At 68.0% G+C, this 25,469-nt stretch carries 20 protein-coding genes; 11 read left to right on the plus strand and 9 right to left on the minus strand.

Features of this window, described 5'->3' with window-relative positions; genetic code table 11:
- Positions 1–2: 2 nt before the first annotated feature.
- Entirely contained in the window at positions 3–2,279 is a 2,277-nt protein-coding gene (locus tag AB0J62_RS08035) for a glycoside hydrolase family 95 protein (protein WP_363865679.1), read from the plus strand.
- Between the two features lie 109 nt (positions 2,280–2,388).
- The gene (locus AB0J62_RS08040; RefSeq protein ID WP_363865681.1) at positions 2,389–3,402 is read left to right on the plus strand and encodes an iron-siderophore ABC transporter substrate-binding protein; all 1,014 of its coding nucleotides are present in this window, start codon (positions 2,389–2,391) and stop codon (positions 3,400–3,402) included.
- A 39-nt stretch (positions 3,403–3,441) separates the two neighbouring features.
- Here the strand turns inward: AB0J62_RS08040 and AB0J62_RS08045 are convergent, their stop codons facing one another.
- From AB0J62_RS08045 to AB0J62_RS08065, 5 genes are all read right to left on the minus strand, one after another.
- Positions 3,442–3,993 (minus strand): dihydrofolate reductase family protein, encoded by a 552-nt coding sequence (locus tag AB0J62_RS08045; RefSeq protein WP_363865683.1) that lies wholly within the window; start codon positions 3,991–3,993, stop codon positions 3,442–3,444.
- Positions 3,993–4,415, minus strand: coding sequence for a carboxymuconolactone decarboxylase family protein (locus AB0J62_RS08050; RefSeq protein WP_363865685.1), 423 nt, complete (start codon positions 4,413–4,415; stop codon positions 3,993–3,995). The genes AB0J62_RS08045 and AB0J62_RS08050 overlap by 1 nt, the downstream gene beginning before the upstream one ends.
- A 42-nt stretch (positions 4,416–4,457) precedes the next feature.
- Positions 4,458–5,435 carry a hypothetical protein gene (locus AB0J62_RS08055; RefSeq protein WP_363865687.1) on the minus strand — a complete coding sequence of 326 codons (978 nt, stop codon included), beginning with the start codon at positions 5,433–5,435 and terminating at the stop codon, positions 4,458–4,460.
- A complete protein-coding gene (locus AB0J62_RS08060) occupies positions 5,432–10,126 on the minus strand; it encodes an ATP-binding cassette domain-containing protein (protein ID WP_363865689.1) in 4,695 nt (1,564 codons plus the stop codon). The genes AB0J62_RS08055 and AB0J62_RS08060 overlap by 4 nt, the downstream gene beginning before the upstream one ends.
- A gap of 118 nt (positions 10,127–10,244) precedes the next feature.
- Entirely contained in the window at positions 10,245–10,862 is a 618-nt protein-coding gene (locus tag AB0J62_RS08065; protein ID WP_363865691.1) for a hypothetical protein, read from the minus strand.
- A gap of 151 nt (positions 10,863–11,013) precedes the next feature.
- On the opposite strand from AB0J62_RS08065, the gene AB0J62_RS08070 reads away from it, so the two are divergent.
- Positions 11,014–12,015, plus strand: coding sequence for an endonuclease/exonuclease/phosphatase family protein (locus AB0J62_RS08070; RefSeq protein WP_363865694.1), 1,002 nt, complete (start codon positions 11,014–11,016; stop codon positions 12,013–12,015).
- Here AB0J62_RS08070 and AB0J62_RS08075 read toward each other — a convergent pair.
- The 3 genes from AB0J62_RS08075 to AB0J62_RS08085 are packed head-to-tail and all read right to left on the minus strand — an operon-like array spanning position 12,004 to position 14,247.
- Entirely contained in the window at positions 12,004–12,645 is a 642-nt protein-coding gene (locus tag AB0J62_RS08075) for a response regulator transcription factor (protein WP_363865696.1), read from the minus strand. The genes AB0J62_RS08070 and AB0J62_RS08075 overlap by 12 nt on opposite strands.
- Complete coding sequence (locus tag AB0J62_RS08080; protein WP_363865698.1) at positions 12,638–13,765, minus strand: histidine kinase; 1,128 nt, start codon at positions 13,763–13,765, stop codon at positions 12,638–12,640. The genes AB0J62_RS08075 and AB0J62_RS08080 overlap by 8 nt, the downstream gene beginning before the upstream one ends.
- Complete coding sequence (locus AB0J62_RS08085) at positions 13,762–14,247, minus strand: hypothetical protein (RefSeq protein ID WP_363865700.1); 486 nt, start codon at positions 14,245–14,247, stop codon at positions 13,762–13,764. The genes AB0J62_RS08080 and AB0J62_RS08085 overlap by 4 nt, the downstream gene beginning before the upstream one ends.
- Before the next feature lie 166 nt (positions 14,248–14,413).
- Here AB0J62_RS08085 and AB0J62_RS08090 point away from each other — a divergent pair, with 166 nt between their 5' ends.
- The 8 genes from AB0J62_RS08090 to AB0J62_RS08125 all read left to right on the plus strand — a co-directional run bounded on the left by AB0J62_RS08090 (position 14,414) and on the right by AB0J62_RS08125 (position 24,229).
- Positions 14,414–16,093 carry a sodium:solute symporter family protein gene (locus AB0J62_RS08090; protein WP_363865702.1) on the plus strand — a complete coding sequence of 560 codons (1,680 nt, stop codon included), beginning with the start codon at positions 14,414–14,416 and terminating at the stop codon, positions 16,091–16,093.
- A 13-nt stretch (positions 16,094–16,106) separates the two neighbouring features.
- Positions 16,107–16,355 (plus strand): hypothetical protein, encoded by a 249-nt coding sequence (locus AB0J62_RS08095; protein WP_363865704.1) that lies wholly within the window; start codon positions 16,107–16,109, stop codon positions 16,353–16,355.
- A gap of 111 nt (positions 16,356–16,466) precedes the next feature.
- Positions 16,467–17,234, plus strand: coding sequence for a phytanoyl-CoA dioxygenase family protein (locus tag AB0J62_RS08100; RefSeq protein WP_363865706.1), 768 nt, complete (start codon positions 16,467–16,469; stop codon positions 17,232–17,234).
- The gene (locus AB0J62_RS08105) at positions 17,231–18,121 is read left to right on the plus strand and encodes an AraC family transcriptional regulator (protein ID WP_363865708.1); all 891 of its coding nucleotides are present in this window, start codon (positions 17,231–17,233) and stop codon (positions 18,119–18,121) included. The genes AB0J62_RS08100 and AB0J62_RS08105 overlap by 4 nt, the downstream gene beginning before the upstream one ends.
- Before the next feature lie 176 nt (positions 18,122–18,297).
- Complete coding sequence (gene leuS / locus AB0J62_RS08110; RefSeq protein WP_363865710.1) at positions 18,298–20,778, plus strand: leucine--tRNA ligase; 2,481 nt, start codon at positions 18,298–18,300, stop codon at positions 20,776–20,778.
- 10 nt (positions 20,779–20,788) lie between these two features.
- Complete coding sequence (locus tag AB0J62_RS08115; protein WP_363865712.1) at positions 20,789–21,193, plus strand: YjbQ family protein; 405 nt, start codon at positions 20,789–20,791, stop codon at positions 21,191–21,193.
- A 100-nt stretch (positions 21,194–21,293) separates the two neighbouring features.
- Positions 21,294–21,488, plus strand: a complete 195-nt coding sequence (locus AB0J62_RS08120; protein WP_363865714.1) for a hypothetical protein — start codon at positions 21,294–21,296, stop codon at positions 21,486–21,488.
- A gap of 170 nt (positions 21,489–21,658) precedes the next feature.
- Complete coding sequence (locus AB0J62_RS08125; protein ID WP_363865716.1) at positions 21,659–24,229, plus strand: helix-turn-helix domain-containing protein; 2,571 nt, start codon at positions 21,659–21,661, stop codon at positions 24,227–24,229.
- A 687-nt stretch (positions 24,230–24,916) separates the two neighbouring features.
- Here AB0J62_RS08125 and AB0J62_RS08130 read toward each other — a convergent pair.
- Positions 24,917–25,429, minus strand: a complete 513-nt coding sequence (locus tag AB0J62_RS08130; protein WP_363865718.1) for a pyridoxamine 5'-phosphate oxidase family protein — start codon at positions 25,427–25,429, stop codon at positions 24,917–24,919.
- Positions 25,430–25,469: the final 40 nt, after the last annotated feature.

Raw genomic sequence — 25,469 nt, forward strand, 5'->3', positions numbered from 1 at the left:
TCATGTCGCACGAACTGTGGTTCCGCACCCCGGCACCTGATTGGTTCGAGGCGTTGCCGGTGGGCAACGGGCACCTCGGCGGGAAGGTGTTCGGCCGGGTCGGTGAGGAGCGGATCGCGCTCAACCTCGACGACGTCTGGTCGGGTGACGGTCCGCGCACCTTGACGGTGCCGGACGGGCCGGCGGTGCTGGCCGACGTACGGCGGCTGTTGCTGGAGGAAGGTGATCGGCTGGCGGCCACCGAGCGGACCCGCGCGTTGCAGGGTCCGTTGGTGGAGTCGTACCAGCCGCTCGCCGACCTGGTGATCCGGTCGGCCGGCGCGGCTGCGGACTACAGGCGGAGTTTGGACCTGCGCAGTGGGATCGTCGGTGTGGACTACACAGTTGACGGGACGCGGTTCCGGCGTGAGACCTTCGTGTCCACGCCGGACCAGGTCATGGTGTGGACGATCACGGCCGACCGGCCGGGTGCTGTCGATCTCGAACTGGCGTTGGAGAGTCAGCACCCGGTCCGGCCGGAAGTTGCCGACGGCACCTATGGCGTGGTCGGGCATGCGCCGTCGGATCTGACGATCGAGTACCGGGATCGGCCGGACCCGATCCGGTACGAGGAAGGGCGCGGCACCGGGTTCGGTGTCGCGCTCCGGGCGCTCGTCGATGGTGGGACGGCGGTGGCGTCCGACGCGGGTGTTGTGGTCCGTGGTGCGGACAGTGTGACAGTCGTGTTGTCGGCGGCAAGTACCTTCGCCGGATGGTCGGTGCCGCCGGGGCGGGATCCGTTGGTTGCTTTGGCTGCCGCGGTGGCGGTCCTGGATTCGGTTGCCGTGGAGAAACTTCGTGCGCGTCATGTCGAGGATCATGCGTCGCTGTACGACCGGTCGTCGCTTTCGTTGGGCGCGCCCAGTGAATTGCCGACCGACGAGCGGATCAAGGCAGTAGCTGCCGGGGGCAACGATCCCGACCTGGTCGCGCTGACGTTCAACTTCGGGCGGTACCTGTTGATGGTGTCCTCCCGCCCCGGGACGCAGGCGGCCAACCTGCAAGGCATCTGGAACCAGGACCGCCGGCCGATGTGGGCCAGCGACTGGACCAACAACATCAACACCCAGATGAACTACTGGCCGGCCGACCTGACCGGCCTTCACGAGTGCTTCGATCCTTTGGTCGACCTGATCGAGGGCTTGGCGTCGTCCGGTGCCGACACCGCGCGGATTCTGTACGACGCGCCGGGGTGGGTCTCGCATCACAACGCGGACCTGTGGCGCGCGACCTGGCCGGTCGGCGCGGGCGGTGACGATCCCGTCTGGGCGATGTGCGCGACCTGCGGCGTCTGGTTGACTGCGCATCTGATGGAGCACTACCGGTTCACGCTGGACGTGGACTTCCTGCGCGACCGTGCGTACCCGTTGATCGCGGGCGCGGCGGAGTTCGTGCTTTCGATGCTCGTCGAGGATGGCGATGGGGTGCTCCAGTTCATCCCGTCGACGGCGCCTGAGCACCATTTCATCTTGCCGTCGGGTTCGAAGGCTTCCGTCGACCTGACCTCGACGTACGACATCTGGCTGATTCGCGAGCTGTTCGCGAACCTGGCTGAAGCCGCCGCGGTCCTGGGGCTCGACTCGTCGTTCACTTCGCGTGCTGCAGCGGCTCGTGATCGCCTGCCTTCGGTGCGGGTGACGCCGGATGGGCGGCTGCACGAGTGGCCGACGGACTGGCCGCCGTCCGAGCCACAGCATCGGCATCAGTCGCATCTTTACGGGTTGTATCCGGGAGCGGAGATCGACCCGACGCGTACGCCGGAGTGGGCCGCGGCCGCTCGTGCTTCGTTGGACCTGCGGACCGATGGCGCTGTGAACGGTGGCTGGACCGCGGCCTGGTTGGTGGCGCTGTGGGCACGACTGTTCGAGCCGTCGAAGGCGGTTGCGGTGATTCAGGACTATCTGAGTCGCCTCGTGTCCGACAACCTCCTGCACCGAGACGGCGACATCTTCCAGATCGACGCGAACTTCGGCATGACCGGCTGCATCCCGGAGCTGCTGCTGCAGAGCCACACCGACGTGATCCGCGTCCTGCCCGCACTGCCGTCCGAGTGGCCCGACGGCTCCTTCCGCGGGCTGCGCGCGCGGGGCGGTCTGTCGTTCGACGTGACGTGGCGGAACGGCGTACTCACGGAGGCCGTCGTACGGGCGTCGCACGCGGGCACGCACCGCATCGCGCTGACGCCGGTCGACGTCACCACGATTACTCTCGCCGCCGGCGAGCAGCGCATCCTCGTCTGACCGCTTTGAGCACCGGTCAACCGTTTCGGCCGCCCCGGCGTGGTTGATCGGTGCACAAGGTGGACCTGGTTAGGTCTGCCTAACTTTGGTTGTTGTAGGCTCAACGTTCGTGAAGAAGCTGATGGGGATCGTCGTGTCGGCCGCCGTCCTGCTCGTGGCGGGCTGCGGTGGTGGCGACACCAAGAGTGCGGACACCGGGGTCGGGGACAAGGACGTGGCGACCGGCGGGCGGCTGTTCAGCACCGCCGACGCCGAGACCGCGAAACTCGGCTCGGACGCCGCGCCCGGTGCGTTCCCGCGGACCGTGAAGGGCGCGCTCGGCGAGACCAAGATCCCGGCCAAGCCGTCGCGCGTGGTCGTGCTCGACAGCGGCGAGCTGGACGACGTACTGGCGCTGGGCATCACGCCCGTCGGCATGGCCACCACCGCGGGGCAGAACGGCGTACCGTCGTACCTCGCCGATAAGGCGCAGGGCATCAAGACGGTCGGCGGCATCAGCGAACTCAACCTCGAGGCGATCGCGGCGCTCAAGCCGGACCTCATCCTCGGCAGCAAGCTGCGCGCGAACGACCTGTACGACAAGCTCAGCGCGATCGCGCCGACGGTCTTCAGCATCCGCCCCGGCTTCCCGTGGAAGGAGAACTTCCTGCTGGTCGCGGACGCGGTCGGGGAGGAGGACAAGGCCACCGGAATCCTGAACGACTACCAGAAGCGCGCCAACGAGGTGAAGTCCAAGGTCCAGGGCTCGCCGACGATCTCGCTCGTCCGCTTCCGGCCGGGGGAGATCCGGCTGTACGGCAACCTGTCCTTCATCGGCGTCATCCTGAAAGACATCGGTTTGCCGCGGCCCAAGATCCAGGATGTGCAGGATCTCGCGGTCGAGGTGTCCCAGGAGAACATCGGCAAGGCCGCCGGCGACTGGATCTTCTACTCCAGCTACGGCAAGCCGGACACCACCGACGAGAACAAGGTTGTCAACGGCAACCTGTGGAAGTCGCTGGCCGCGGTGAAGGCAGGTAAGTCGGCACGCGTAGACGACGAGGTCTGGTTCCTGGGCCTCGGCCCACTAGGCGCCATGGACGTCCTCTCCGACCTAGAGAAACTCCTCGGCCCGAACGGCTAACTAGCAAGCCCCCGCGCGCTACGCGGCCGCTCCCTTCGTCTAGGGACGGAGGGTGTAGTGGAGGTGGATGACGCCGGTGGGGAAGCGGTGTTCGTTGAGGAGGGTTAGGTTTGCTTGGAGGTTGTTGGGTAGGGCGTGTTTGCCGGCGCCGACGATGACCGGGTTGAGGAGGAGGTGGAGCTCGTCGACGAGGCCTGCTTTGAGGGCCTGGCCGGCTAGCTCTGCGCCGCCGATGCTGAGGTCGGTGGGGGACGAGTCCTTCAGCTGTTGCACCGACTCGGCGGTGAAGTCGCGTTCGAGACGTGTGCGGGTGGTGGTGACTGCTTCCAGCGACCGTGAGTAGACGACCTTGTCAGCCGCCTTCCAGATATTCGCGTACTCCTGGCTGACGGGCGACGGGTCCGCGGCGGTCTCCCAGTACGCCATCGTCTCGTACATCCGGCGCCCGTACAGGTACGTGCCGATCGGGCGTTCCAGTTCGTTGACGAACGCGTGGACCTCCTCGTCCGGTGCGGCCCAGTCGAACCTGCCCTCGGCGTCCTCGACGTACAGGTCGAGTGAGGCGATCGCGGAGTAGATCAGCTTGGCCATCAGTTCTCCCTGACAGGCAGTAGATCGCGTTCGGCGAAGACGCGCTTGGCCACGCCGATCGCGTTGAGCGCGCGGGGGAATCCGGCGTACCCGGCCGCGTGGGTGAAGGCTTCCACGATTTCGGTCGGGGTCAGGCCGACGTTGAGCGACGTGCGGACGTGGACCTCGAGTTGGGCTTCGCAGCCGCCCAGCGCGGTGAGGATGCCCAGTGTGACGAGTTGGCGTTGCTTGGGGTCGAGGCCCGGGCGTGAATAGATGTCGCCGAAGCCGAACGCGACGATGTGATGGGCCATGGCCGGTGCGATGTCGGCGAGGTTCTCCATCACGGCGGGCGCGGAGCCGCCGTCGACCTCGTTCAGCACCTCCAGCCCTCGCTGGTACCGGACCTGCTCTTCAGGACTGTTGATGTCAGGAGCCGTCATACTCCGACGCTAACCCCGACCGGGCTACCCCGGCCCGATGCATCAGTACCGGCGTGCTCCGCGCTGGTACGGCGTGAAGCCGGCGGGCTCCTCGTTGCCGATCCAGTCACCGTCGTCGAGGCGGCGCAGGCTGGTCTCCACATCGAGGGTCAGCCAACCGGCGAGTTGCGGATGGACGGCGTGTTGCCACAGCCCGTAAGGCCCGCGGAGGCTCTCCAGGTACTCGACCAGGTCGTGGACCCGGCGGTCCTGTCGCGAGACGCCGCATCTGGAGGCGAGGTCGAGCACGAAGGCGAGATCGAAGGTGGCGTAGAACGTGATCTGGCCCAGCGCCCGTTCGAGCCCGACGAGCCGGGACACCTCCCAACCGATCGTCGACGCGTCTCGGGTCTCGCGGGCGAGCAGATGATCGACACCGAGCCGCGCGGCGTCGGATAGCCGTCGCTCGGGATGCATCGCCAAGCAGGCGACAGCGCCGGTCGTCGCCGATCGGCACCCGAGCCCACGATTCAGCCGGCGGTACTCCTTCTCCGGCGGTGCCGGGCGCCCCGCCTGTCCGAGATCTGCTTTCGGGCCTGCAGGCCACGACCCATCGGAGAGGCGGACACCGAGCAGCCACTCGTAGGCACGCTCGGCCCGAGGATCGTTCGCGAAGCCAGCGGCGGCGATGCCACGCAGCGGTACGACGGTGTGCATCGTGATGAAGCGAGGACCCTCGACCGGGCCAGGAACCGACCACGAGCCATCCGGTTGCTGTGCGGCGAAGATCTTCTCGGCCGCGGCCTCCATCGCCGGTCCGCGATAGCCGAGATACGCCAGTCGGCAGAGCAGATGCCCTGCGTCATAGGGCCCGGCCGCTGCCAGCCGCGAGACGAGTGCCTCGATCTCCGGGCTCCGGTCGATCTCGGCACGCCACGCGGCGACCTCGGCGTCCTCGTCGTGGGCGCCCTCCAGTTCGCGGGCAGCTCGCCACCGCAGCGACGGGGACGGATCGCCGAGCAGCAGCGTTGCGACGTTCATCGCAGCACCTCGAGCAGATGCGGTGCGGTCGGGGTGTCGAGCATCGCGTCGGGCGGGCCTTCGAAGATGATCCGGCCGCCGTCCGACCCCGCGCCCGGTCCGAGCTCGATGAGCCAGTCGCAGGCGGCGAGGAAGGCGGGATCGTGTTCGACCACGAGCACGCTGTTGCCGGCGGCAACGAGGGTGTCGAGCGTGCGGACCAGTACCGCGACATCCGTGGCGTGCAGGCCGACGGTCGGTTCGTCGAGCACGTACAGGGCGGCTGCCTTCGTCGTACGGGCGAATTCCTTGGCAAGCTTCAGCCGCTGCGCTTCGCCGCCCGACAGGCTCCAGCCCGGCTGTCGCAGTACGAGGTAGCCGAGTCCGAGTTCGACGGCGGCGCCGCCCACCCGACGTACGGCGTCGAGGTCGCCCCACTCGTCGACCAGTTCGGCGATGGTGAGCGCTTCGATATCGGCCAGACTCCGGCCCCGATCGAGCAGGGCGGCAGCCTCGTGGCGGTAGCCGGTCCCGCCACAGGCATCGCAGGTCTGGCTAACCGAGGGCAGGAACGACATGTCCTGTTGCCACACGCCTTTGCCCTTGCAGGCGTCGCAGCCATAGCTCAGGTCCTTGATCGTGATGCCCTGCTCGATCGCGGCCTCGCTCGCGGCAAACTGTTTCCGGACGGCGCCGATGAGCCCGAGGAACATTCCCGGTGACGTGATCTCCGCGCGGGACTGGTCGGCGACGACCGTCCGCGTGGGCGCGCCGGAGATGGTGTCGTGGTCGCCCGGCCGGACGCGGATCGCGCCGCGGCCGGGAATGTTGGTCTTCGGTCGGGCGAGACCCAGCGCGACGGTGTCGACGACCAGCGACGACTTGCCCGACCCGGACACCCCGCAAACCCCGACCAGCACGCCGAGGGGTACGTCGGCGTCGAGGCCGTCGAGGTTGTTCTCGCGCGCTCCGGTCACCTCCATCCAACCTGCCGGTTCCCGGCGGCGGTCGCGGCGTACCGCCGGAACTTGTCCGTCCAAGATCGCTCGCGTCACCGACTGCGCGCTGTCCAGACCGACCAGGCGACCGCCGGACGGCCCGGCGCCGGGGCCGATCTCGATCACGTCGTCGGCCGCGCGGATGATGATCGGGTCGTGCTCGACGGCGATGACGGTGTTGCCGGCGGCCCGCAACTCGGTCAGCGTCCGGGCCAGTGCAGTGACTTCAGCGGGATGCAGGCCCCTCGACGGTTCGTCCAGCAGCACCGTCATGCCGACCAGTCCGTCGCCGAGCACCGACGCCAACTTGATCCGTTGCGCCTCGCCGGCCGAGAGGGTCCAGGTCGCCCGGTTCAGGTGGAGGTAGCCCAGACCGACCGAACGCAGGAAGCCGAGCCGACGCAGCGCGACGGTCCGCGCGTCCGCGGCCTGTGGATCGTCGGGCACCTCCATCGAGGTCATCACGACCTCCAGATCCGCGAGCGAGGCCGCAAAGAACTCGTCCCGCGCGAGTCCCTGCAGTCGGATCGTCAGGTACGGCGAACGCAGCCGCCGGCCGACGCACTCGCGACACGGAGACGCCGTCGAGACCGTACCGCCGACGTCGTTCGCGGCCCACGCGTTCAACCCGCGCCAGAACGCGTCACCATACAGAACGGCGTGCTGGGCCTCGTCACTCAACGCCTTCCAGGGGGTGCGGTCGAAGTCGAACCCGTAGCGGTCGGCCAGCGAGCGGATCGGCGGCTCCTCCCCGCTGGTTGTGCCGAACCACGCCAGCATGCCGCCGAAGACACCGCCGTAGACAGGCGCGTCCGGGTCCACGATCAGCTTGTCGAATTCGAACTCTCGCTCGACTCCCAGACCCAGGCACTGTGGACAGATCGAGACGGGGGATCCGACCACATGGCGCGGCTCGATCGGGACCGCGCCGGTGCCGCAGTCGCTGCAGCTCCACGGCGACTCCGGCTTCGGGGACGTCCGGCGTACGGTCTCGCCTCCGCAGGAAAGACAGGTGCGGACGCCGGCCTTCGCGATGACGACGGCGAGCAGGCGGTCGAGGTCGGTGGACCGGCCGACGGTCACCCGGTCGGCGTCCCAGACGTAGAAGCCCGGCCCGCGCCCGTCGAAGCTCAGGCCGGACGGGTCGATGCTCATCGTCGTACCCAGGCCGGTCAGGGAGTCGACCGGAGCCTCCGGTCCCTCGCGGACCGACTGCCGCTCGTAGACCGACAAGCATTCGAGCAGGCGCCTGGTTGCCTCCGACTCGAGGACGTCGTGAACCAACGACGACTTGCCCGAACCCGATACGCCGGTGACGACGGTGAACCGGTCCTTGGCGAAGTCGACGTCGACTGCCTGCAGGTTGTGGGCGCGGGCACCTCGCACCTGGATGGCGTCGCTGGACCGGCGGTTGGTGCGCGGCTTGGCGCGAGGCCGCACCGGTGGCTGCTTGTCGGCAAGGGGAGGCCCGCAATGCTGCAGACGTCCGCCGTCGGGACCCCCGCCCGGGCCCAGCTCGATGCGCCAGTCGGCTGCGGCGATTACATCAGGCTGGTGTTCCACAACGACCACGGTGCAACCGCTGTCCGTCAGCCGGTCGAGCACCGAGAGGAGTCGATCGAGGTCGCCGGGATGCAGACCTGTCGTGGGCTCGTCGAGCAGCACGAGGTCGCCGGACCGCGCCTTGGCCACCTCGCGGGCCAGCCGTACGCGTTGGGCTTCACCACCGGAAAGGCTCGGAGACGGCTGCCCGAGCGTCAGATAGCCAAGGCCGACCTCCTGCAGGGGTTGCAGGATGCGGCTCACCGAGGGGTGCTCGGCGAACACCGCGGTGGCCTCGTCGACGCTCAGAGCCAACACATCGGCGATCGACCGACCCGCCCAGGTTGCCTCGAGGACCTCGGGACGGTAGCGCAGGCCGTCGCAGGTCTCGCATGGAACCCAGATCGGCGCCAGCGAGCTCATGCCGATCGCCACCGATCCCATGCCCTCGCAGTCGGGGCACGCACCCTCCGCCCGGTTGAAGGTGAACTCCGATGGTGATCGTCCGGTCTCGTCCGCGAAGACGTCGCGGATCCGGTCGAGCAGTTTGGTGTACGTCGCCGGATTCGACCGCGGGCTGTTGCCCAGCGGAGCCTGATCCACCGCACGAGCTCGGGTCGCCGGCGCGTCGAACGCCGTACATCCGACCGGGCCACGCTCGCGCAGGGATGCCAGCAGCACCCCCTGGGTGAGCGTGGTCTTGCCTGCTCCCGACGGCCCGGTGATCACGGTCAGCGATCCGAGCGGGATCTCGCAGTCGACAGCGTTGAGGTTGCGCAGGTTCGCGCCCGTGATGCGGATCCGGTCACCGGATACCGGGCGTTGCGCTCGCTGCCGGCGTGCGCCGGCGGAGAAGCCGATGCCCGAGGCTGTGCCGGCTCGCCACAGGTCCGCGGGCGGACCCTGGAAGACCAACCGTCCTCCGCCTTCCCCACCGCCGGGCCCGATCTCCACGACGTCGTCGGCCATGGCGACGGCCAACGGGTCGTGTTCGACCATCAGCACCGGTCCGGGGAGAGCGGCGATGGCGTCGAGCAGTCGGGCGAGATCTTTGTGATGCAAACCGATCGTCGGCTCGTCGAGCACGTGCAGCAGGTCTTCGAGGCGGCCCGACAGTACGACGGCGAGCCGGGTTCGTTGCGCCTCGCCGCGCGAGAGCGTCGGCATCGACCGGTCGAGGGCGAGGTACCCAAGGCCGAGCTCCTGCAGCGGACGAAGGCGTCGCAGCAACTCGTCCTGGATGCGTCGAGCACGCGACCCGAGCGGGAGCTCCTGCACGAAGTCGAGGACCTCGGTCACGCATCGAGCTGCCAGCTCCTGAAGCGTGACGCCGGCGATGCGATGCGACGAGGTGTCGTTGTCACCCCGGAACGCCGACGGTGCGAGAGGCCGGACCCATGCGCCACACTGCGGACAGATCGGCGCCCGCAGTACCGGCGTACCACCGAGCAGCACCTCGGGCCTGCCCAAGGCGTCGGCTTGCTCCAGCGTCGCCCGGACCTCGGCGGCCGACATGCCGGGTTGAAGGGTGGCCACTCGTACGACGATGTCGTGGGGGAGAGCCGGGTCGAGGCGGCTCTTGGAGGTCGCACGCCGCGGGCGTCCGTCGACCGTGACCTGGGCGAACTGTCCTCGGATACCCGCGAGCAGTCGCGCGTGACTCCCCACCAGACCGCGCACAATTGCGACCTCGACGTCCAGGCTGTCGTTGCGAGCGAGCAGGTCCAGAGCAGTTGTCAGGCGCTCCTCGGCCGAGAGCGCCCGGACCGGGATGTGGCAGTGCGGGCATTCGACCTCGGCAAACCGTGAGTACAAGATCCGCAAGAACGGGTGCAGCCCGACGGACGTCGCCACCGTCGAGGCCGAGTTCCGGTTGAGCACGTTCTGAGCCACCGCCACCGCCGGGCCCAGGCCCTCGATCCGCCGAACCCTCGCGGCGGGAACGCGCGGGGTGTTACCCCCGAGCGCCAACGACTCGACGAACCGCCGCCGCGCCTCGGCGTACACCACATCGAACGCCAACGACGACTTCCCCGACCCCGACACCCCGACGACGGCCGTCAACCCCGGCCCGAAAGACACGTCGACATCGCGCAGATTGTGCTCAGCAGCGCCCTGTACGTCGAGAATCCGCCCGCCCTGACGCGTCGGGCGATGAGCACGCCCGCTCACACCGTCTCCCACGCTTCGGCGGTCCACCCCGCCATCCTCGCAGTTACGAGGCCCACGAACGAGCCTGAGCGGCTGGATCGGCCCTCACCCGTTGCTCCAGGCAACGGATCCGGGGCGGTCAGTCGGCGACTCTGCCTCGATTGGTTACCTGGATGTGTGGCGCGCGTTGGGCGACCGCGGTGACAAGTTCGTCGTACGGGAGGGGCCTGCCGAGGAGCTCGTGGCTGCCGGGCCACGGGCACGACGGTCCCCACGCCTTCGTGCTGCGGGGGAGCATCCCCTCGTCCAGCAACATCACGACCAGCCGAGGCTCCCAGATCTCGTCGCCCTCGTCGTTGACCTCGTGCCGCTCCAGCCGGCACACCCCGCGGATCTGGCCCCAGGGAATCGCCCGAGGCTGCTCCCCACCGAGATAGATCCCCGAGTCGTCAACAGTCAGCAGTACGTCGTCCTCGTCGGATTCACGCCGCTCCTCCAGCGCCGTGATCGCGCCCGCCAGCAACAAGATCGGCAGCCCGACCGCGAAGATCAGCGGCGTACCGCCCCAGGCCAGCCACACAGCTTCCAGCGGCTCCCGGATCGATTCCCCACGGATCGCCTGCACCACGACGATGACCAGAGTCAGCGCGACCATCAGCCCGAACACCACGGTCCCCAGCGCGAGCGCGGTCGTCGTGGTGCCGATCCCGCGGCGTTTGACGACGAACGGCTCGCTGAGTTGATGCGCTGTCGGCATACGGGCATTGTCGGGCCTGTCACTCCGAGGCACCAGGGTTCTTGCGGATTCCTCATCAGAACGGTCGGATCGGTCGTTCGGACGGATGAAATCGCCGAACTCGACCGCACACCGACTTTGGTCCGGCCCCGGTGTCCGCAACAATCGCTGCATGCCGGACCGCCAAACCGCAGTCGCCACCCGCCAACCGCCGCCGTCGCGCAGCGGCGCGCGCCGACGCAGGAAGGGCGGTAGATGGCGTCGCGGCTGGTTCATCGCGGCGCTGGCGATCCTGTCCGGGCTGACACTGATCTTCCATCGTTACGTTCCGAACTCGATCGGCAACCTCGGTAGTCTGCTCGACACGTTCCTGCCGTGGGTCGGCCTGGCCGTGCCGATCCTCGGCCTCGCGGCTCTGGTACGGCGTTCCGCGACCGCGGGCGTCGCCCTGCTCGTCCCCGCGCTCGTGTGGGGCGTGATGTTCGGCGACCTGCTGCTCCCGGGCAAGGGCTCGGGCGGTGCGTACGACCTGCGTGTGCTCACGCACAACGTCGACGCCGCCAACCCGGACCCGAAGGCGACCGCGAACGACCTGCTCGGCGCCGATGCGGACGTGATGGCGCTGGAGGAGATCACCCCATCCGACCTCAAGGTCTACAAGGCCGCATTCGCCACGAAGTACCCGTACCAGGTGTCTCGCGACACCGTCGCCCTCTGGTCGAAGTACCCGCTGGTGGAGACCAAGTCGGTCGACGTCGGGTTCGCGTGGACCCGCGCCTTCCGCGCCGAGGTCAGCACGCCGGAGGGAAAGGTCGCGGTGTACGTCGCCCATCTCGCCTCCGTGCGGGTCGGCACCAGCGGCTTCACGTCGGATCAGCGCAACGACACGATCAAGGCGCTCGGCCGGCAGATCGCCGACGAGAAACTGGCCGGTGTGATCGTGATGGGCGACTTCAACGGTACGGCGAACGATCGCAGCCTCGCCCCGCTGACATCCGGACTGCGCTCGGCGCAGGGAGCTGCCGGTACGGGGTTCGGCTTCACCTGGCCGTCGAAGTTCCCGATGGCGCGGATCGACCACATCCTCGTGCGCGGCGTCACACCGACCAAGGCCTGGGTGATGAAGCCCACAGGAAGCGACCACCGCCCCGTCGTCGCCGAGCTACGAATCTGAGGCGATTCCTTTGCGATAGGCGTAACGGACCGCCTCCGCGCGGTGGCGGGCGCCGATCTTCGCGAAGGTGTTGTTGATGTGCGTCTTCACGGTCGCCTCGCTGATGAACAGCTTCCCGGCGATCTCGGGATTGCTCAGTCCGCGCGCGATCAACCGCAGTACTTCGGTCTCGCGCGCGGTCAGCCCGTCGTTGCCGGACGACTCGGGCGCAAGTCCCGCGATCAAGCGCTTCGACACCTCGGGATCGAACGTGGACTGGCCGGCCGCGGTGGACCGGAGCGCAGCCCCGATCTCGGCACGGCCGGCGTCCTTCGTCAGGTAGCCGCGCGCTCCGGCACGCAGGGCGTTCGCGATCGACGCATCATCGGCGTACGTCGTCAGCACCAGTACGGCGACGTCCGGGAAGTCGGCCGTGATCCGCGCCGTCGCCTGCGTGCCGTCGAGGACCGGCATCCGCAGGTCCATCAACACCACGTCAACGTTGCCCCCAGCAACCAGCTCGACGGCTTCGAGACCGTTCGCGGCAGCGCCGACGACGTCGACACCGTCGATCAGCCCGAGCAGCGCCACCAGACCTTCACGCACGACCTGCTGGTCGTCGGCCACCACCACACGGATCGCATCACTCATTCGGCACCTCCGCAACCACCAGCCAGTCGTCCCCGTCCGGCCCCGCCGTCAGCGTCCCACCGACCAGGGCCAGCCGTTCGCGCATCCCCGCGAGACCGAATCCTTCGCCGGTTGTTGCCCCCTTGTTCCGCACGGACAGGCGCGCACCGTCCGAATAGGTGAGCTCCAGCTCGATCGGCTGACCGGGCGCATGTCGAGCCGCATTCGTCAGCGCTTCCCGAGCAGCGCTGAGCAAGGCAACAGTCACCCCGGAATCGGCCCGCGCGACCGTCCCGGTCACGCTCAGCCGGACCGCCGTACCGTGGTCGTTCTCATGCTGTTCGGCCAGCGCCGCAACCGCCTCCGCCAGGTCCGGCAGCGAATCGGCCCGCAGCGCAGCTACGGCGTTCCGCGCCTCCGTCAGCCCTTGTACGGCGAGGCGCCGTGACCGGCGTACCCGCTCCAACGCACCCTCGGTATCTCCGCGCTCGTCGAGCAGCGCCTCGGCCACCTCGAGCTGGACGCTCAACGCACCCAGCGAGTGCGCGAGTACGTCGTGCAGGTCACGCGCGATCCGCCCGCGTTCCTCGAGCGCGGCGGCCCGGGCGTGCTCGCTCTGCGCCAGCCGGGTCTGCTCCAGCAACTGCTCGGTCTGCCGGGCCTGCACCTCGTACTGTCGCCGGTTCAGCCCGAACGCGACGAGTACGGCGGTCCACAGCAACTGCGTGAAGTACCAGGTGTCCGGCTGGGCGAACCACCACGCCGACCCGGCGTACGCCGCCGCGACACCGATGCCCGCAGCAACGATCGGTCGATTGCCGTGCCGCTCGAAGTCGATCACGGCGATATCCGTGATCGCGACCAGCACCAGGGCCAGCGAGTTCGACTGCGGGTAGCCGGCGATCAGGGCGTTGACGACAGCGACCGCGGACAGCAGCACGAGGGCGGCGTACGGACGAGACGCCATCAGCACCGAGCCGATGGCGAAGACGACGAAGCTCACGGTGAGCACGACCCAGACCCAGGCGTCCGCCGGGCGCGCGGTCGCCAGCACGGCGACCACGACGCCGGCGGTGAGGACGCGGCCGACCCAGCCGCTCTCGCCGTGCGGCCGGGTCGGCAGCAGCGCTTTCAGATTCACCGGGTGCTGTACTCCTCTGCCTCGCGACGAGCCTTGTTCTGGATGACCACAGACTGAGTCAACAGGTTCGCACCCATCGAGACCATCAGCGCGGGGCCACCGGACATCGAGGCGCCGAGAAGATGCCCGACTCCTGCCAGCCCGAGCCGGACGACCAGATAGGCCACCATGATGGCGAGCCCGGGCATACCGAGCCGGAAGAACACCTTCCCGGCCCGCCGCTCGACCTGGGCGACCCGGCCGGAGGCGGTGCCCGCGATCAGGGCGACGGCGGCGCCGATGACCAGCAGTACGACGTCGAGAAAGCCGAGGCCGGTGTGCCGGTCGTACAACTGGTAGACCCCGGCCGCCATCAGGATCAGCGGCCCGCGCCAGACGTCGGTGTCGGAATTCTCCAGCTCGGACCAGGACATCCGCCGGGCGAGGACCACGACGACGACGGCGACGACCACGAGTGCGTTGGGTAACGTTCCGAAGCTCATGTCACGGACGGTAGGGCTGTCTGGTCTCTCCAGAGGACCGACCAAGGGTGGAGATCCGGGTGGAGAACCGTCGGGCGCGGTGTCGCGGCCCGGATGGTTGAAAGGAGGAGTAACGTTCCCCACCGGTAACACCACGATGCGTCACACGCGACGATCCGGAGGGGCGATGCTTCCGCAACAATCCATCCTGAGACTGGATGCCACGGCGATCGACTACATCATCATCGCCTTGTACTTCGTCTTCGTGCTCGGCATCGGGTACCTGGCCAGACGCGCGGTCTCGAGCAGCCTGGACTTCTTCCTGTCCGGCCGCTCGCTGCCGGCCTGGGTCACGGGTCTGGCCTTCATCTCGGCCAACCTGGGCGCGATCGAGATCATGGGCATGTCGGCCAACGGTGCGCAGTACGGCATCCCGACCGTGCACTACTTCTGGATCGGCGCGGTCCCGGCGATGCTGTTCCTCGGCGTCGTGATGATGCCGTTCTATTACGGCTCGAAGGTCCGCAGCGTGCCGGAGTTCATGCTGCGCCGGTTCGGCAAACCGGCACACCTGGTGAACGCGATCAGCTTCGCCCTGGCGCAGGTGCTGATCGCGGGCGTGAACCTGTTCCTGCTGGCCACCATCGTGAACGTGCTGCTCGGCTGGCCGATCTGGGTGTCGGTGATCGTTGCCGCGGCCATCGTTCTGAGCTACATCACCCTCGGCGGCCTGTCCGCGGCGATCTACAACGAGGTGCTGCAGTTCTTCGTGATCGTCGCCGCGCTGCTGCCGTTGACGCTGGTCGGCCTGCACAAGGTCGGCGGCTGGCAGGGCCTGGTCGACAAGGTGAGCGCGTCGCCGGGTGGTCCGGAGCAGATGTCCGCGTGGCCGGGCAATGCGCTGAGCGGCTTCCACAACAGCTTCCTGTCCGTGATCGGCATCGTCTTCGGCCTCGGCTTCGTGCTCTCCTTCGGCTACTGGACGACGAACTTCACCGAGGTCCAGCGCGCGCTGGCCTCGAAGAACATGTCGGCCGCCCGGCGTACTCCGATCATCGGCTCGTTCCCGAAGATGTTCATCCCGTTCATCGTGATCATCCCCGGCATCATCGCCGCGGTGGTCGTGCCCGAGCTGGCCCAGTTCAAGGCGAACGGCAGCGGCCAGGTCGACTACAACGACGCGTTGCTGCTGCTGATGCGCGACCTGCTGCCGAACGGCATGCTCGGCCTGGCCATCACCGGTCTGCTGGCCTCGTTCATGGCCGGTATGGCGGCGAACCTGAGCTCGTTCAACACGGTCATGTCGTACGACATCATCGAGCGCTACCTGATCAAGGACCGGCCCGACGAGTTCTACCTGCAGACCGGCCGGATCGTGACGGTGGCCGGCACGCTGGTCGCGATCGGAACGGCCGCGATCGCGTCCGGCTACAGCAACCTGATGGACTACCTGCAGCAGCTGTTCTCGTTCTTCAACGCGCCGCTGTTCGCCACGTTCATCCTCGGTATGTTCTGGAAGCGGATGACCGCGACGGCCGGCTGGATCGGCCTGGTCACCGGTACCGGGACCGCGATCCTGGTCTTCGTCCTGTCCGAGAACGGCGTGATCAACCTGCCGGGCCAGGGCGCCAGCTTCGTCGGCGCGGGTGCGGCCTTCGTGGTCGACGTCGTGATCAGTGTGGTGGCCAGCCTGGTGACGATACCGAAGCGGGACGCCGAGCTGGTCGGCCTGGTGTACTCGCTGACACCGAAGGAACAGCGCACCGAGGTGGCGGTCGCGGGCGACGGCGGCTGGTACCGCAAGCCGGTCCTGCTTGCCGGGATCTCACTCACGCTGACCATCATTCTCAACATCATCTTCGCCTGAGGGAGGGTTCGAGATGGCAGACAAGAAGAAGGCCGGTGCCTTCGACATCCGGATCGTGATCGCGGCCCTGATCGGCATCTACGGAGTGGTGCTGACGATCCTCGGCATCGTCGAGAAGCAGCAGGAGATCGACAAGGCCGCCGGTATCAACATCAACCTCTGGGGCGGCATCGCGATGCTCGTGTTCACCGCCCTGTTCGTCCTCTGGGCCCGGCTGCGGCCGATCGCCGTACCGGTCGAGGAGGACGCGGCCGGAGAGTAAGCCGGCCGGCGGCTGCATGTCCGTTTGACGAACATCGGCGTCCGGGCGGGTCCTCCCGTCCGGACGCCGCCGTTCGTAGGCTCGAAGTACCCGATCAGGAGGAACTTCGAGATGACGATCACTTCTGACAGGCCCGACCTGTCGACCACGGCACGGCAGTACGCCGAGCAAGGCTTCGTACTGGTGAAAGGCCTGCTCAGCAAGGAAGAAGCGGCGTACTACCGGCAGCGCAGCCACGACCTGCTGGCGCAGCTGAACCGGTCCGACGACCCCACCTGGGGAGCGGCCCGGGGAATGACCGAGGCGCCGACGAAACTGCAGCACCTGCACGACGCGCAGTTCTACGACGCGGCGTTCTCGAAGCTGCTCGTGGATCCGCGGTTCACCGACGTGGCCGCTGCGGTGATGGGTGTGGACAACGTGCAGCTGCACCACACCAAGCTGTTCGTGAAGCCGCCGGAGAACGGTTCGCCGTTCCCGCTGCACCAGGACCACCCGTTCTTCCCGCACACGCACCACCGGGTCGGGGCGGCGATCTTCCACTTCGACGACGCACCGGTCGAGAAGGGCTGCGTGCGGGTGATTCCCGGCAGCCACAAGTCCGGTCCGCGGGAGCACGAGGCGGAAGGGTCGTACCACCTTCTTGAGCCGGCCTTCGAGGAGGCGACGCCGCAGCCGGCCGAGGCGGGCGACGTACTGTTCTTCACCTATCTGACCGTGCACGGGTCCGGGGTGAACGTCAGCGACGAGGCGCGGACCACCTGGCTGATCCAGTACCGCGACCCGGCGGACCCGCCGATGGTCAAGACCCACGACTGGTCGCTCGGTCAGGGCATGATGCTGCGAGGAGTCGACCCGACCGGCAGGAGCGCTGTTTGAGTCTTGCGTCCGTCGCAGCGGCGGATCGGTTCGTCGACCTCGCGGGACTACTGGAGTCCTGCGAGGTCGACGGCTTCCACGCGGACTTCCTCAGCTGGGGTCACTACCGGCCGGAGTACTGGCGCAACTACTGGCACACCCACTCCTTCCACGAGGTCTGTCTCGCGTACTCCGGTGAGGGTCGCTTCAACTCCGGCTCTGTCTTGTACGACGTCACGCCGGGCTCGGTGTTCCTGGCCCGTCCCGGCGACGTGCACGAGATCGAGTCGTCGCGCTCGTCCCCGCTGGGCATCGCCTTCTGGGGGTTCACCTTCCGCCCGGGATCGTTGGAGCCCGGCTGGTGGTCAGGCCTGACCCGCGCAGACGGTCCAGTGATGTCGGACCGCGTTGGCTCACTGCCGGAACTGATCAGTGCGCTGTCCGCCGAGGCTGCTGCACCGGTCTCCGGCTACAGCACCGTCCTGGCATCGCTGGGAGCCACTCTGGTGATGGAGACGGCCCGAGCATTCGCGCTGGACGACGACCTAGCTGTGGAACCCGTCCGCCGCGACCGTGGCCACATGGTGGTGGAGGCGATGCAGCGTCACCTGCGCGACAACCTGTCCCGGCCTATTACCGTCAGGGACGTCGCCGCGGCCGCACATCTCTCCGAGCGCCACGCGGAGCGCCTCTTCCAGCAACAGACCGGCGCCTCGATCATGTCCACTCTGCGCCGCCTGCGCCTCGAACTGGCCGCCCAGCTCTTGCTCGACCCCGCGGTCACCGTGACCGAAGTAGCGCGTGCCTGCGGCTACTCCGACGTACGCCCGTTCTCCACCGCGTTCCGCCGCCACTACGGCCGCACTCCTGGCGACCACCGCCGCACCGGCGGCACCGAATTCATCTGATCGGGCAGTCGGCCCCTCAGTGCTATCCTGGCACCATGCGAGTGAGCCTGCTCCTTAGTTAGCCGTACTGGCGCGGTCAGTACGGCATCCCCTCCTGCGTGAGGGGCTTTTTTATGTCTCGGGTGCCGTCTGGCACATTAAGGCTCAACAAAACACACGAAGTATGGAGTAGGACCGTGAGCGAGCAGGTGGAGGACACTCCGATCGACCGGGGTGGCTACGACTTCAACGCCATGCAGGCCAAGTGGCGTCCGGTGTGGGAGAAGCTGGACCCGTTCAAGGCGAAGGACGACGGCTCGGCCGAGCGGCGCTATGCCCTCACGATGTTCTCCTACCCGTCCGGCGACCTGCACATGGGCCACGCCGAGGTGTTCGCGCTGCACGACGTGCTGGCCCGCTACTGGTTCCAGCAGGGGTACGACGTGCTGAACCCGATCGGCTGGGACTCCTTCGGCCTGCCGGCCGAGAACGCCGCGATCAAGCGCAACGAGCACCCGGCGACGTTCACCTACGCCAACATCGAGACGCAGGCCGAGTCGATCCGGCGCTACGCCATCAGCTTCGACTGGTCCCGTCGGCTGCACACGTCGGACCCGGAGTACTACCGCTGGACCCAGTGGCTGTTCCTGCGGCTGTACGAGCGTGGTCTGGCCTACCGCAAGGCGTCGTACGTCAACTGGTGCCCGCACGACCAGACCGTGCTGGCGAACGAGCAGGTCATCCAGGGACGCTGTGAGCGCTGCGGTCACGAGGTGACCAAGCGCGAGCTGACCCAGTGGTACTTCAAGACCACGGAGTACGCCCAGCGGCTGCTGGACGACATGGAGCTGCTGCAGTGGCCGGAAGAGATCCTGCTGATGCAGCGCAACTGGATCGGCCGGTCCGAGGGCGCTTTCGCGAACTTCGAGGTCGAAGGCCGCGACGAGCCGATCAAGGTCTTCACCACCCGTCCGGACACGCTGTTCGGCGCCACGTTCATGGTGGTCGCGCCGGATGCCAAGCTGGCCGCCGAGCTGGTCACGCCGGAGCAGCAGGCTGCCTTCGACGAGTACCTGACCAAGGTCAAGGCGACGACCGAGATCGAGCGGCAGAGCACCGAGCGCGAGAAGACCGGTGTCTTCCTGGGCTCGTACGCGATCAACCCGGTGACCGGACAGCGGATCCCGATCTGGGCCGCCGACTACGTGCTGGCCGACTACGGCACGGGCGCGATCATGGCCGTGCCCGGCCAGGACACCCGCGACTGGGAGTTCGCGGAGAAGTTCGGCCTGCCGATCGTCCGCACCGTGCAGCCGCCCGCCGATTTCGACGGCAAGGCGTACACCGGTGAGGGCGCCGCGATCAACAGCGCGAACGACGAGATCAGCCTGGACGGGCTGGACATCGCCGACGCGAAGTCCCGGATCATCGACTGGCTGGACAGCAAGGGCCTGGGCGAGCGGACGATCAACTACCGCCTGCGCGACTGGCTGCTGAGCCGCCAGCGGTACTGGGGCTGCCCGATCCCGATCATCCACTGCCCGTCGTGCGGCGAGGTGCCGGTCCCGGACGACCGGCTGCCGATGGAGCTGCCCGACCTGCGCGGTGCGGATCTGCAGCCGAAGGGCGTCTCGCCGCTGGCCGCGGACCGCGAGTGGGTCGAGGTCGACTGCCCGAAGTGCGGCGGCAAGGCCGAGCGGGACACGGACACGATGGACACGTTCGTCGACTCGTCCTGGTACTTCCTGCGCTACCTGTCCCCGCAGTACACCGACGGCGCCTTCGACCAGGAGGCGGCGGACCGCTGGATGTCGGTCTACCAGTACGTCGGCGGCAAGGAGCACGCGGTACTGCATCTCCTGTACGCGCGCTTCTTCGTCAAGGCGCTGCACGACATGGGTCTGCTGAACGTCGTCGAGCCCTTCACTCGGCTGCTGAACCAGGGCCAGGTGATCAACAAGGGCAAGGCGATGAGCAAGTCCCTGGGCAACGGCGTGAACCTGGGCGACATGATCGACGAGTACGGCGTGGACGCGGTCCGGCTGACCATGGTCTTCGCCGGCCCGCCGTCGGACGACATCGACTGGGCGGACATGTCCCCGGGCGGTTCGCTGAAGTTCCTGCAACGGGCCTGGCGGCTGGCTGCTGCGGTCGAGGCGCCGCTGGGCTCGGACCCGTCGACCGGCGACATCGAGCTGCGCAAGCTGACCCACCGCACGGTGGCCGACGCGAGCGAGCTGATCGACTCGCACCGGTTCAACGTGATGGTGGCCCGGATCATGGAGCTGGTGAACGCCACCCGGAAGGCGATCGACTCCGGTCCGGGTGCGGCCGACCCGGCGGTCCGCGAGGCGGTCGAGACGGTGTCGATCCTGCTGAGCCTGGTCGCGCCGTACACGGCCGAGGACATGTGGGCCGAGCTGGGCCACGAGCCGACCGTCGCCAAGGCCGGCTGGCCGAAGGTCGACCCGGCGCTGCTGGTCCAGGACACCGTCACCTGCGTGGTCCAGGTCGCCGGCAAGGTGAAGGACCGGCTGGAGGTCGCGCCGGACATCTCCGACGCCGACCTGGAGAAGCTGGCGCTGGACTCCGACGCCGTGCAGAAGGCGCTGGACGGTCGCGGTACCCGCAAGGTGATCGTGCGGGCGCCGAAGCTGGTCAACATCGTCCCGGCCTGATGGACGCTTGATGGATTCCGTCGTACTCGATGTTCACACCGGTGCTCGTGAGGTCGTCATGGACCTCACGAGCCGGTGTGAACAGTTCGTTTCGGGGCGCGGCGACGGACTGCTGCACGTCTTCGTCCCGCACGCGACCGCCGGCGTCGCGATCCTGGAGACCGGCGCGGGCAGCGACAGCGATCTGCTGGCCGTGCTCGAGGACCTGCTGCCGCGGGACTTCGGCTGGCGGCACCGGCACGGCTCGCCCGGACACGGCCGCGATCACGTGCTGCCCGCGCTGATCCCGCCGTACGCGACCGTTCCGGTGCTCGCCGGCCGGCTGACGCTCGGCACGTGGCAATCGATCTGCCTCGTCGACACCAATCGCGACAATCCCGACCGGCATGTTCGGCTGTCGTTCCTGGCCGGTTAGTGGACTACCCGGTAACTCCCGGCGGACGTATTTTCGTGACTTATCGTGATGTTGCGGATGGCGTTACGTTTGCGAAACACGACTCCGCTTGAATTGCAGCATGGCAGCCCTGGACACCCTGCGCGACGTCACCGTTGAGCTGCTGGTCCGCGCGACCCGAGGGGTTTGTGACGGCAGCTTGCTGAATGCCGATGCGGGTCGCGCCGACACCAGCGCGCGTCTCGACGACTGGTCCGGCATCCTTTCTTTGTATACCGCCGAAAATGAATCCCACCCGGTTCGCGCAACTGCTTGAAACACGTATTTCTGATCCCGCAGCTATTCCCTTCAGGCGCATTTTCGTTGCTTCGGTCAACAAGTTCTGTGACCCAGGCCGCATCCCGCACGCCGGTCGACCCCGCCACACAAGCCCTGGTCACGCTATGTTGTGACAGGAACGTGGGGCCTCCAGAGGGGTGACATGCTGTGTCGGACACGGATGGCCGGGCTGGCGGTCGGCGGGGTTTCGCCGATCTGTTGCTCGACCTCAGGGTCCAGGCCGGATTGTCCCAGGAGGAGCTGGCCGACCGCGCCGGGCTGAGTGTGCGCTCGATCCGCGAGATCGAGGCCGGCCGGGTCGCGCGGCCGCGCAAGGATTCGGTCCGGCTGCTGGCGTCTGCGCTGGGTCTGCAGGACACGTCGCAGTTCCTCGCCGCGGCCGGTCACGGTACTGCGCGTCGCGTCGTACAGCCGCCCGTCGTTTCGGTTGCCGACGCCGCCCCAACCGGTCTGCGCTGGCGTGGCACCCGGCCGATCCCGGACGGACTCGTCGGCCGTGAGCAGGAGCTGTTGGAGCTGGAGTCGCTGCTGCGGCAGAACCGGCTCGTCACGCTCGTCGGCCCCGGCGGCGTCGGCAAGACCGAGCTCGCACTGGCCGCGGCCGACCGCTTCTCCGGTGCGGAGACAACCGTCGTGGTCGTCGACCTCACGACCGTCCAGCGCGATGCCGCCGTACCGTCGGCCATCCTCGACGCCTTCGGCACAGCCCCAGGTACGTCGGACCTGGACGACGTGCTGTCCGGTCGCAAGCCGGGTGATCTGGTCATCGTCGAGGACAACGCCGAGCACGTGCTCGACGGCGTCGCAACAGTCGCCAACCGGATGGTCCGCAGCTTCCCGGGCGTCGGCGTGCTGGTGACGTCACGCATCCCGCTGGGCCTGCCGGATGAAGTCGTACGTCGGGTGCAGGTGCTCGGCGTACCGGCGAACGACGAGAACTTCGAGGAGATCGCGGCGTCACCGGCCGTCGAGATGTTCTGCCGCCGGGTGGCGCGGGTCAGGCCGGACTTCGTGCTGACGCCTGCCAACGCTCCGACCGTGGCGCGGCTGTGCCGGCGGTTGGACGGCCTGCCATTGGCGCTTGAGTTGGCGGCTGCGCGGGCTGGGTCGCTGTCGGTGGAGACGATCCTGGCGGCCCTGGACGACCGGTTCCGGTTGCTGTCGGGGCCGCGGCGGTTCGGCGCACCCCATCAGCGGACGCTGGCCGACACGATCGCCTGGAGCGTCGACGCGCTCTCCGATGCGGCGCGGCAGCTGCTGTACCGGTGCTCGGTGCTCGGTTCGCCGTTCACGCTCGAGGCGGTGGCCGGGGTATGCACGGGCGATCCGATCGACGGTCTCGACGTACCGATGCTGCTGGCCGAGCTGGTGGAGAAGTCGTTGCTGCAGCCGGTGCTCGAGTTCGAGCAGTTGTACGGCTCGCGGTACAAGCTGCTGGAGACGATCCGGGAGCACGCGTACGCAGGTCTGTCGTCGCAGGGCGGTGATCTGGTCGAGTTCCGGGACCGGGCGGTCGCGTGGTGTTCGACGTACGTCGCGGGGCTGGAGGGCGCGTGGTCGTCGCCGGACCGCGACCGGCAGTACCGGGCGGCACATGCGAACTCTGCGCTCTTCGAGGTGGCCTTGGAGCGGGCAGGCGAGCTGGGGGAGTGGGACGCGGCTGCCCGGATCGTGCTCGGCTTCCGGATCGCATGGCAGTACCAGGCGAGTGTGGCCGAGAGCGGGATCCGGTGGGCGACGCTATGCGCTTCTCAGGTGTCCGACAAAGAGGTCAGCGGGCGCCTACTTGCTATCGCGGGCCGGCTGTCCAGCCTGACAGGTGACATCCGTGGAGCGCGCCGGCACTACGAGGAAGCGCGCACACTGATCCCGGGTGAGACCGAGATGGGGCTGGTCGCTCGCGGCGGGTGGGTGTCGTCCGGTTCGCACCTGCTCGATACCCAGAGCCTGGCCGAGATCCCGGCGCTGGTGGATGACGCTCGCAAGCATGGCGACGTACAGCGGTCCGCGACCGTGCAGGCGACCTGTGGGCTGGCCTTGCTGCGGTGGGGTCGTCTGGAGGAGGCCAAGGAGCTTCTGCTCGCGTGGGAGGCCGCACTGGTCAATCCGGGCGTCTACCCGGACGAGATCGCGTATATGGCGCTCAGCCGGGTCGACCTCGAGTTGGGGAACCTGCCCGAAGCACGTCACTGGGCAGTGCTCGCTCGCGACAGCCAGGCGTCGGACGATCCGGAGCGGACCAAGGTGGCCGGGTGTCTGGCGATGGTCGAGTTCCACGACGGCCGGTACGAGGAGGCGCGGGCTCTGCTTGATCAGGCCGACGCCGACATCCGCGGACACCGCGGGTACTTCGACTATCTGGTGATGCTGTACCGGTCCCGGCTGGCGCGTGCCGCGGGTGAGGTCGAGCAGGCGCGGGTGTCGATCCGGGACGCCGTGAACCGGCTGCTGCTCGAAGGGCGGGTCGTGTACCTGCTCGAAGTACTGCCGGAGGCTGTGGCGGTGCTGCACGCGCTGGGTCGCTCGGAGGCGGGAGACGCGCTGTGCGGGCAGTTGCTGGCGTGGCAGCGGTCGATGGACCCGCCGATGTTGCCGACGGCGTGGGCGGTGCTGCAGGAGTCGTGTGAGAGCGCTTCGGTCGCGGACGGGTGGCCCGAGCCGGATCCGGCGGCTGCGGTGCAGCGGCTGGCCAACGACGTACTCGCTGCGCTGTCTTGAGCTGTTGCGCTTTTATGACGCCGATCGGCGGAAGCTGCCGGGTAACTGCCGGTTGATCTGCCTCGTCCTGACATGGCTGCCGGACCAAGAATTACAGCCGTAGGGCAGGTTCCACGAAGCAGAGTCCGACACCGGGCGGCGGCAGCGAAGGGGTGGTGAATCATGAAGAGGCCATGGGGCACCGCCGGACTGCCGAGGAGCGCGGCGAAGGCGACGCGGAGGGCATCCGGCGGCTGGTTGGTGGGGGCGCCGAGCGGCTGCCGAGAGCTCCGGGGTGCTGTCGAGTGTGGATCTGTCCTGCCTGTACCGGACGCAGTGCACCGTCAGGGCACCGCTTTCGGGGCGGGGTCCCAGCAGCGGGTCAGGCACACGACACAGGGGACGAGTGTCACGACCCGGTTGGCACGGACAACCGACGGGTTTGGTCACCCGTCGTCCGGCCGGCCGCTGGGGCCTCCCGGAACCTCGACGAGCTCGCGGTCAGGCCGGACCCGTGTGGTCCGGATACGGGGAGTAGCTCGTCGAGGCTCCATCAACTTCAGCTGACAACCAGGGGGAGTCAGCAGGACAAGCCGGGCTGATGGCGCACGTGGGGACGCCACCAGCCCGGCATAAGTCCCAAGCGAGGTGAAGGCTTCGGAGGGGTGGCCTTCACCTCGCTGCCGTTCGGGTTCGCGCGGCGGGGTTTCAGTTGTCTTTGAGGATCGCCGCTTTGTCGAAGGCGTAGCCGACCATCCAGTGGGGCTGCAGGCGGCAGTACACGATGTCGTCACCCCAGCTCGACGGTGAACTGCCGTAGTGGTTGGTGAGGTGCTCCTCGATCTCCACGAAGTCCCGGTGCTCCGGAGTCAGGAACTCGACGTTTCCATGGCTGAACACCCCGATCCGCTCGCCGTCGACGTACGAGATGCTCGCCGCCGGCCGCTTCTTCAGCTGCCGCGCCTTCGCCGCCGACCCTGAAGTCGTGAACACCCACCGGCCGTGCAGGAAGTGTCCGTCCACCGCACTGATCCGGGGCTCACCCCGCGCCGTCACCGTGGCGAGGTTCAGCGTGCACATCCCGGTCAGGACCCGCACGAGGTCCTCGGCATCCAGCCGGCGCGGATCCGTGATGATGTTCCGCAGATGCTGGGTCGACCGCGCGTACGCCGCCTCCAACAGCCGCTGCAGCTCCGTGACTTCTGCCTCTGTCTCCCTCATCTGTGGAGTTTGGCACTGGGCTTGTGGACTTTGACACTGC

The sequence above is a fragment of the Kribbella sp. NPDC049584 genome (assembly GCF_040675555.1).
Classification (GTDB): Bacteria; Actinomycetota; Actinomycetes; order Propionibacteriales; family Kribbellaceae; genus Kribbella.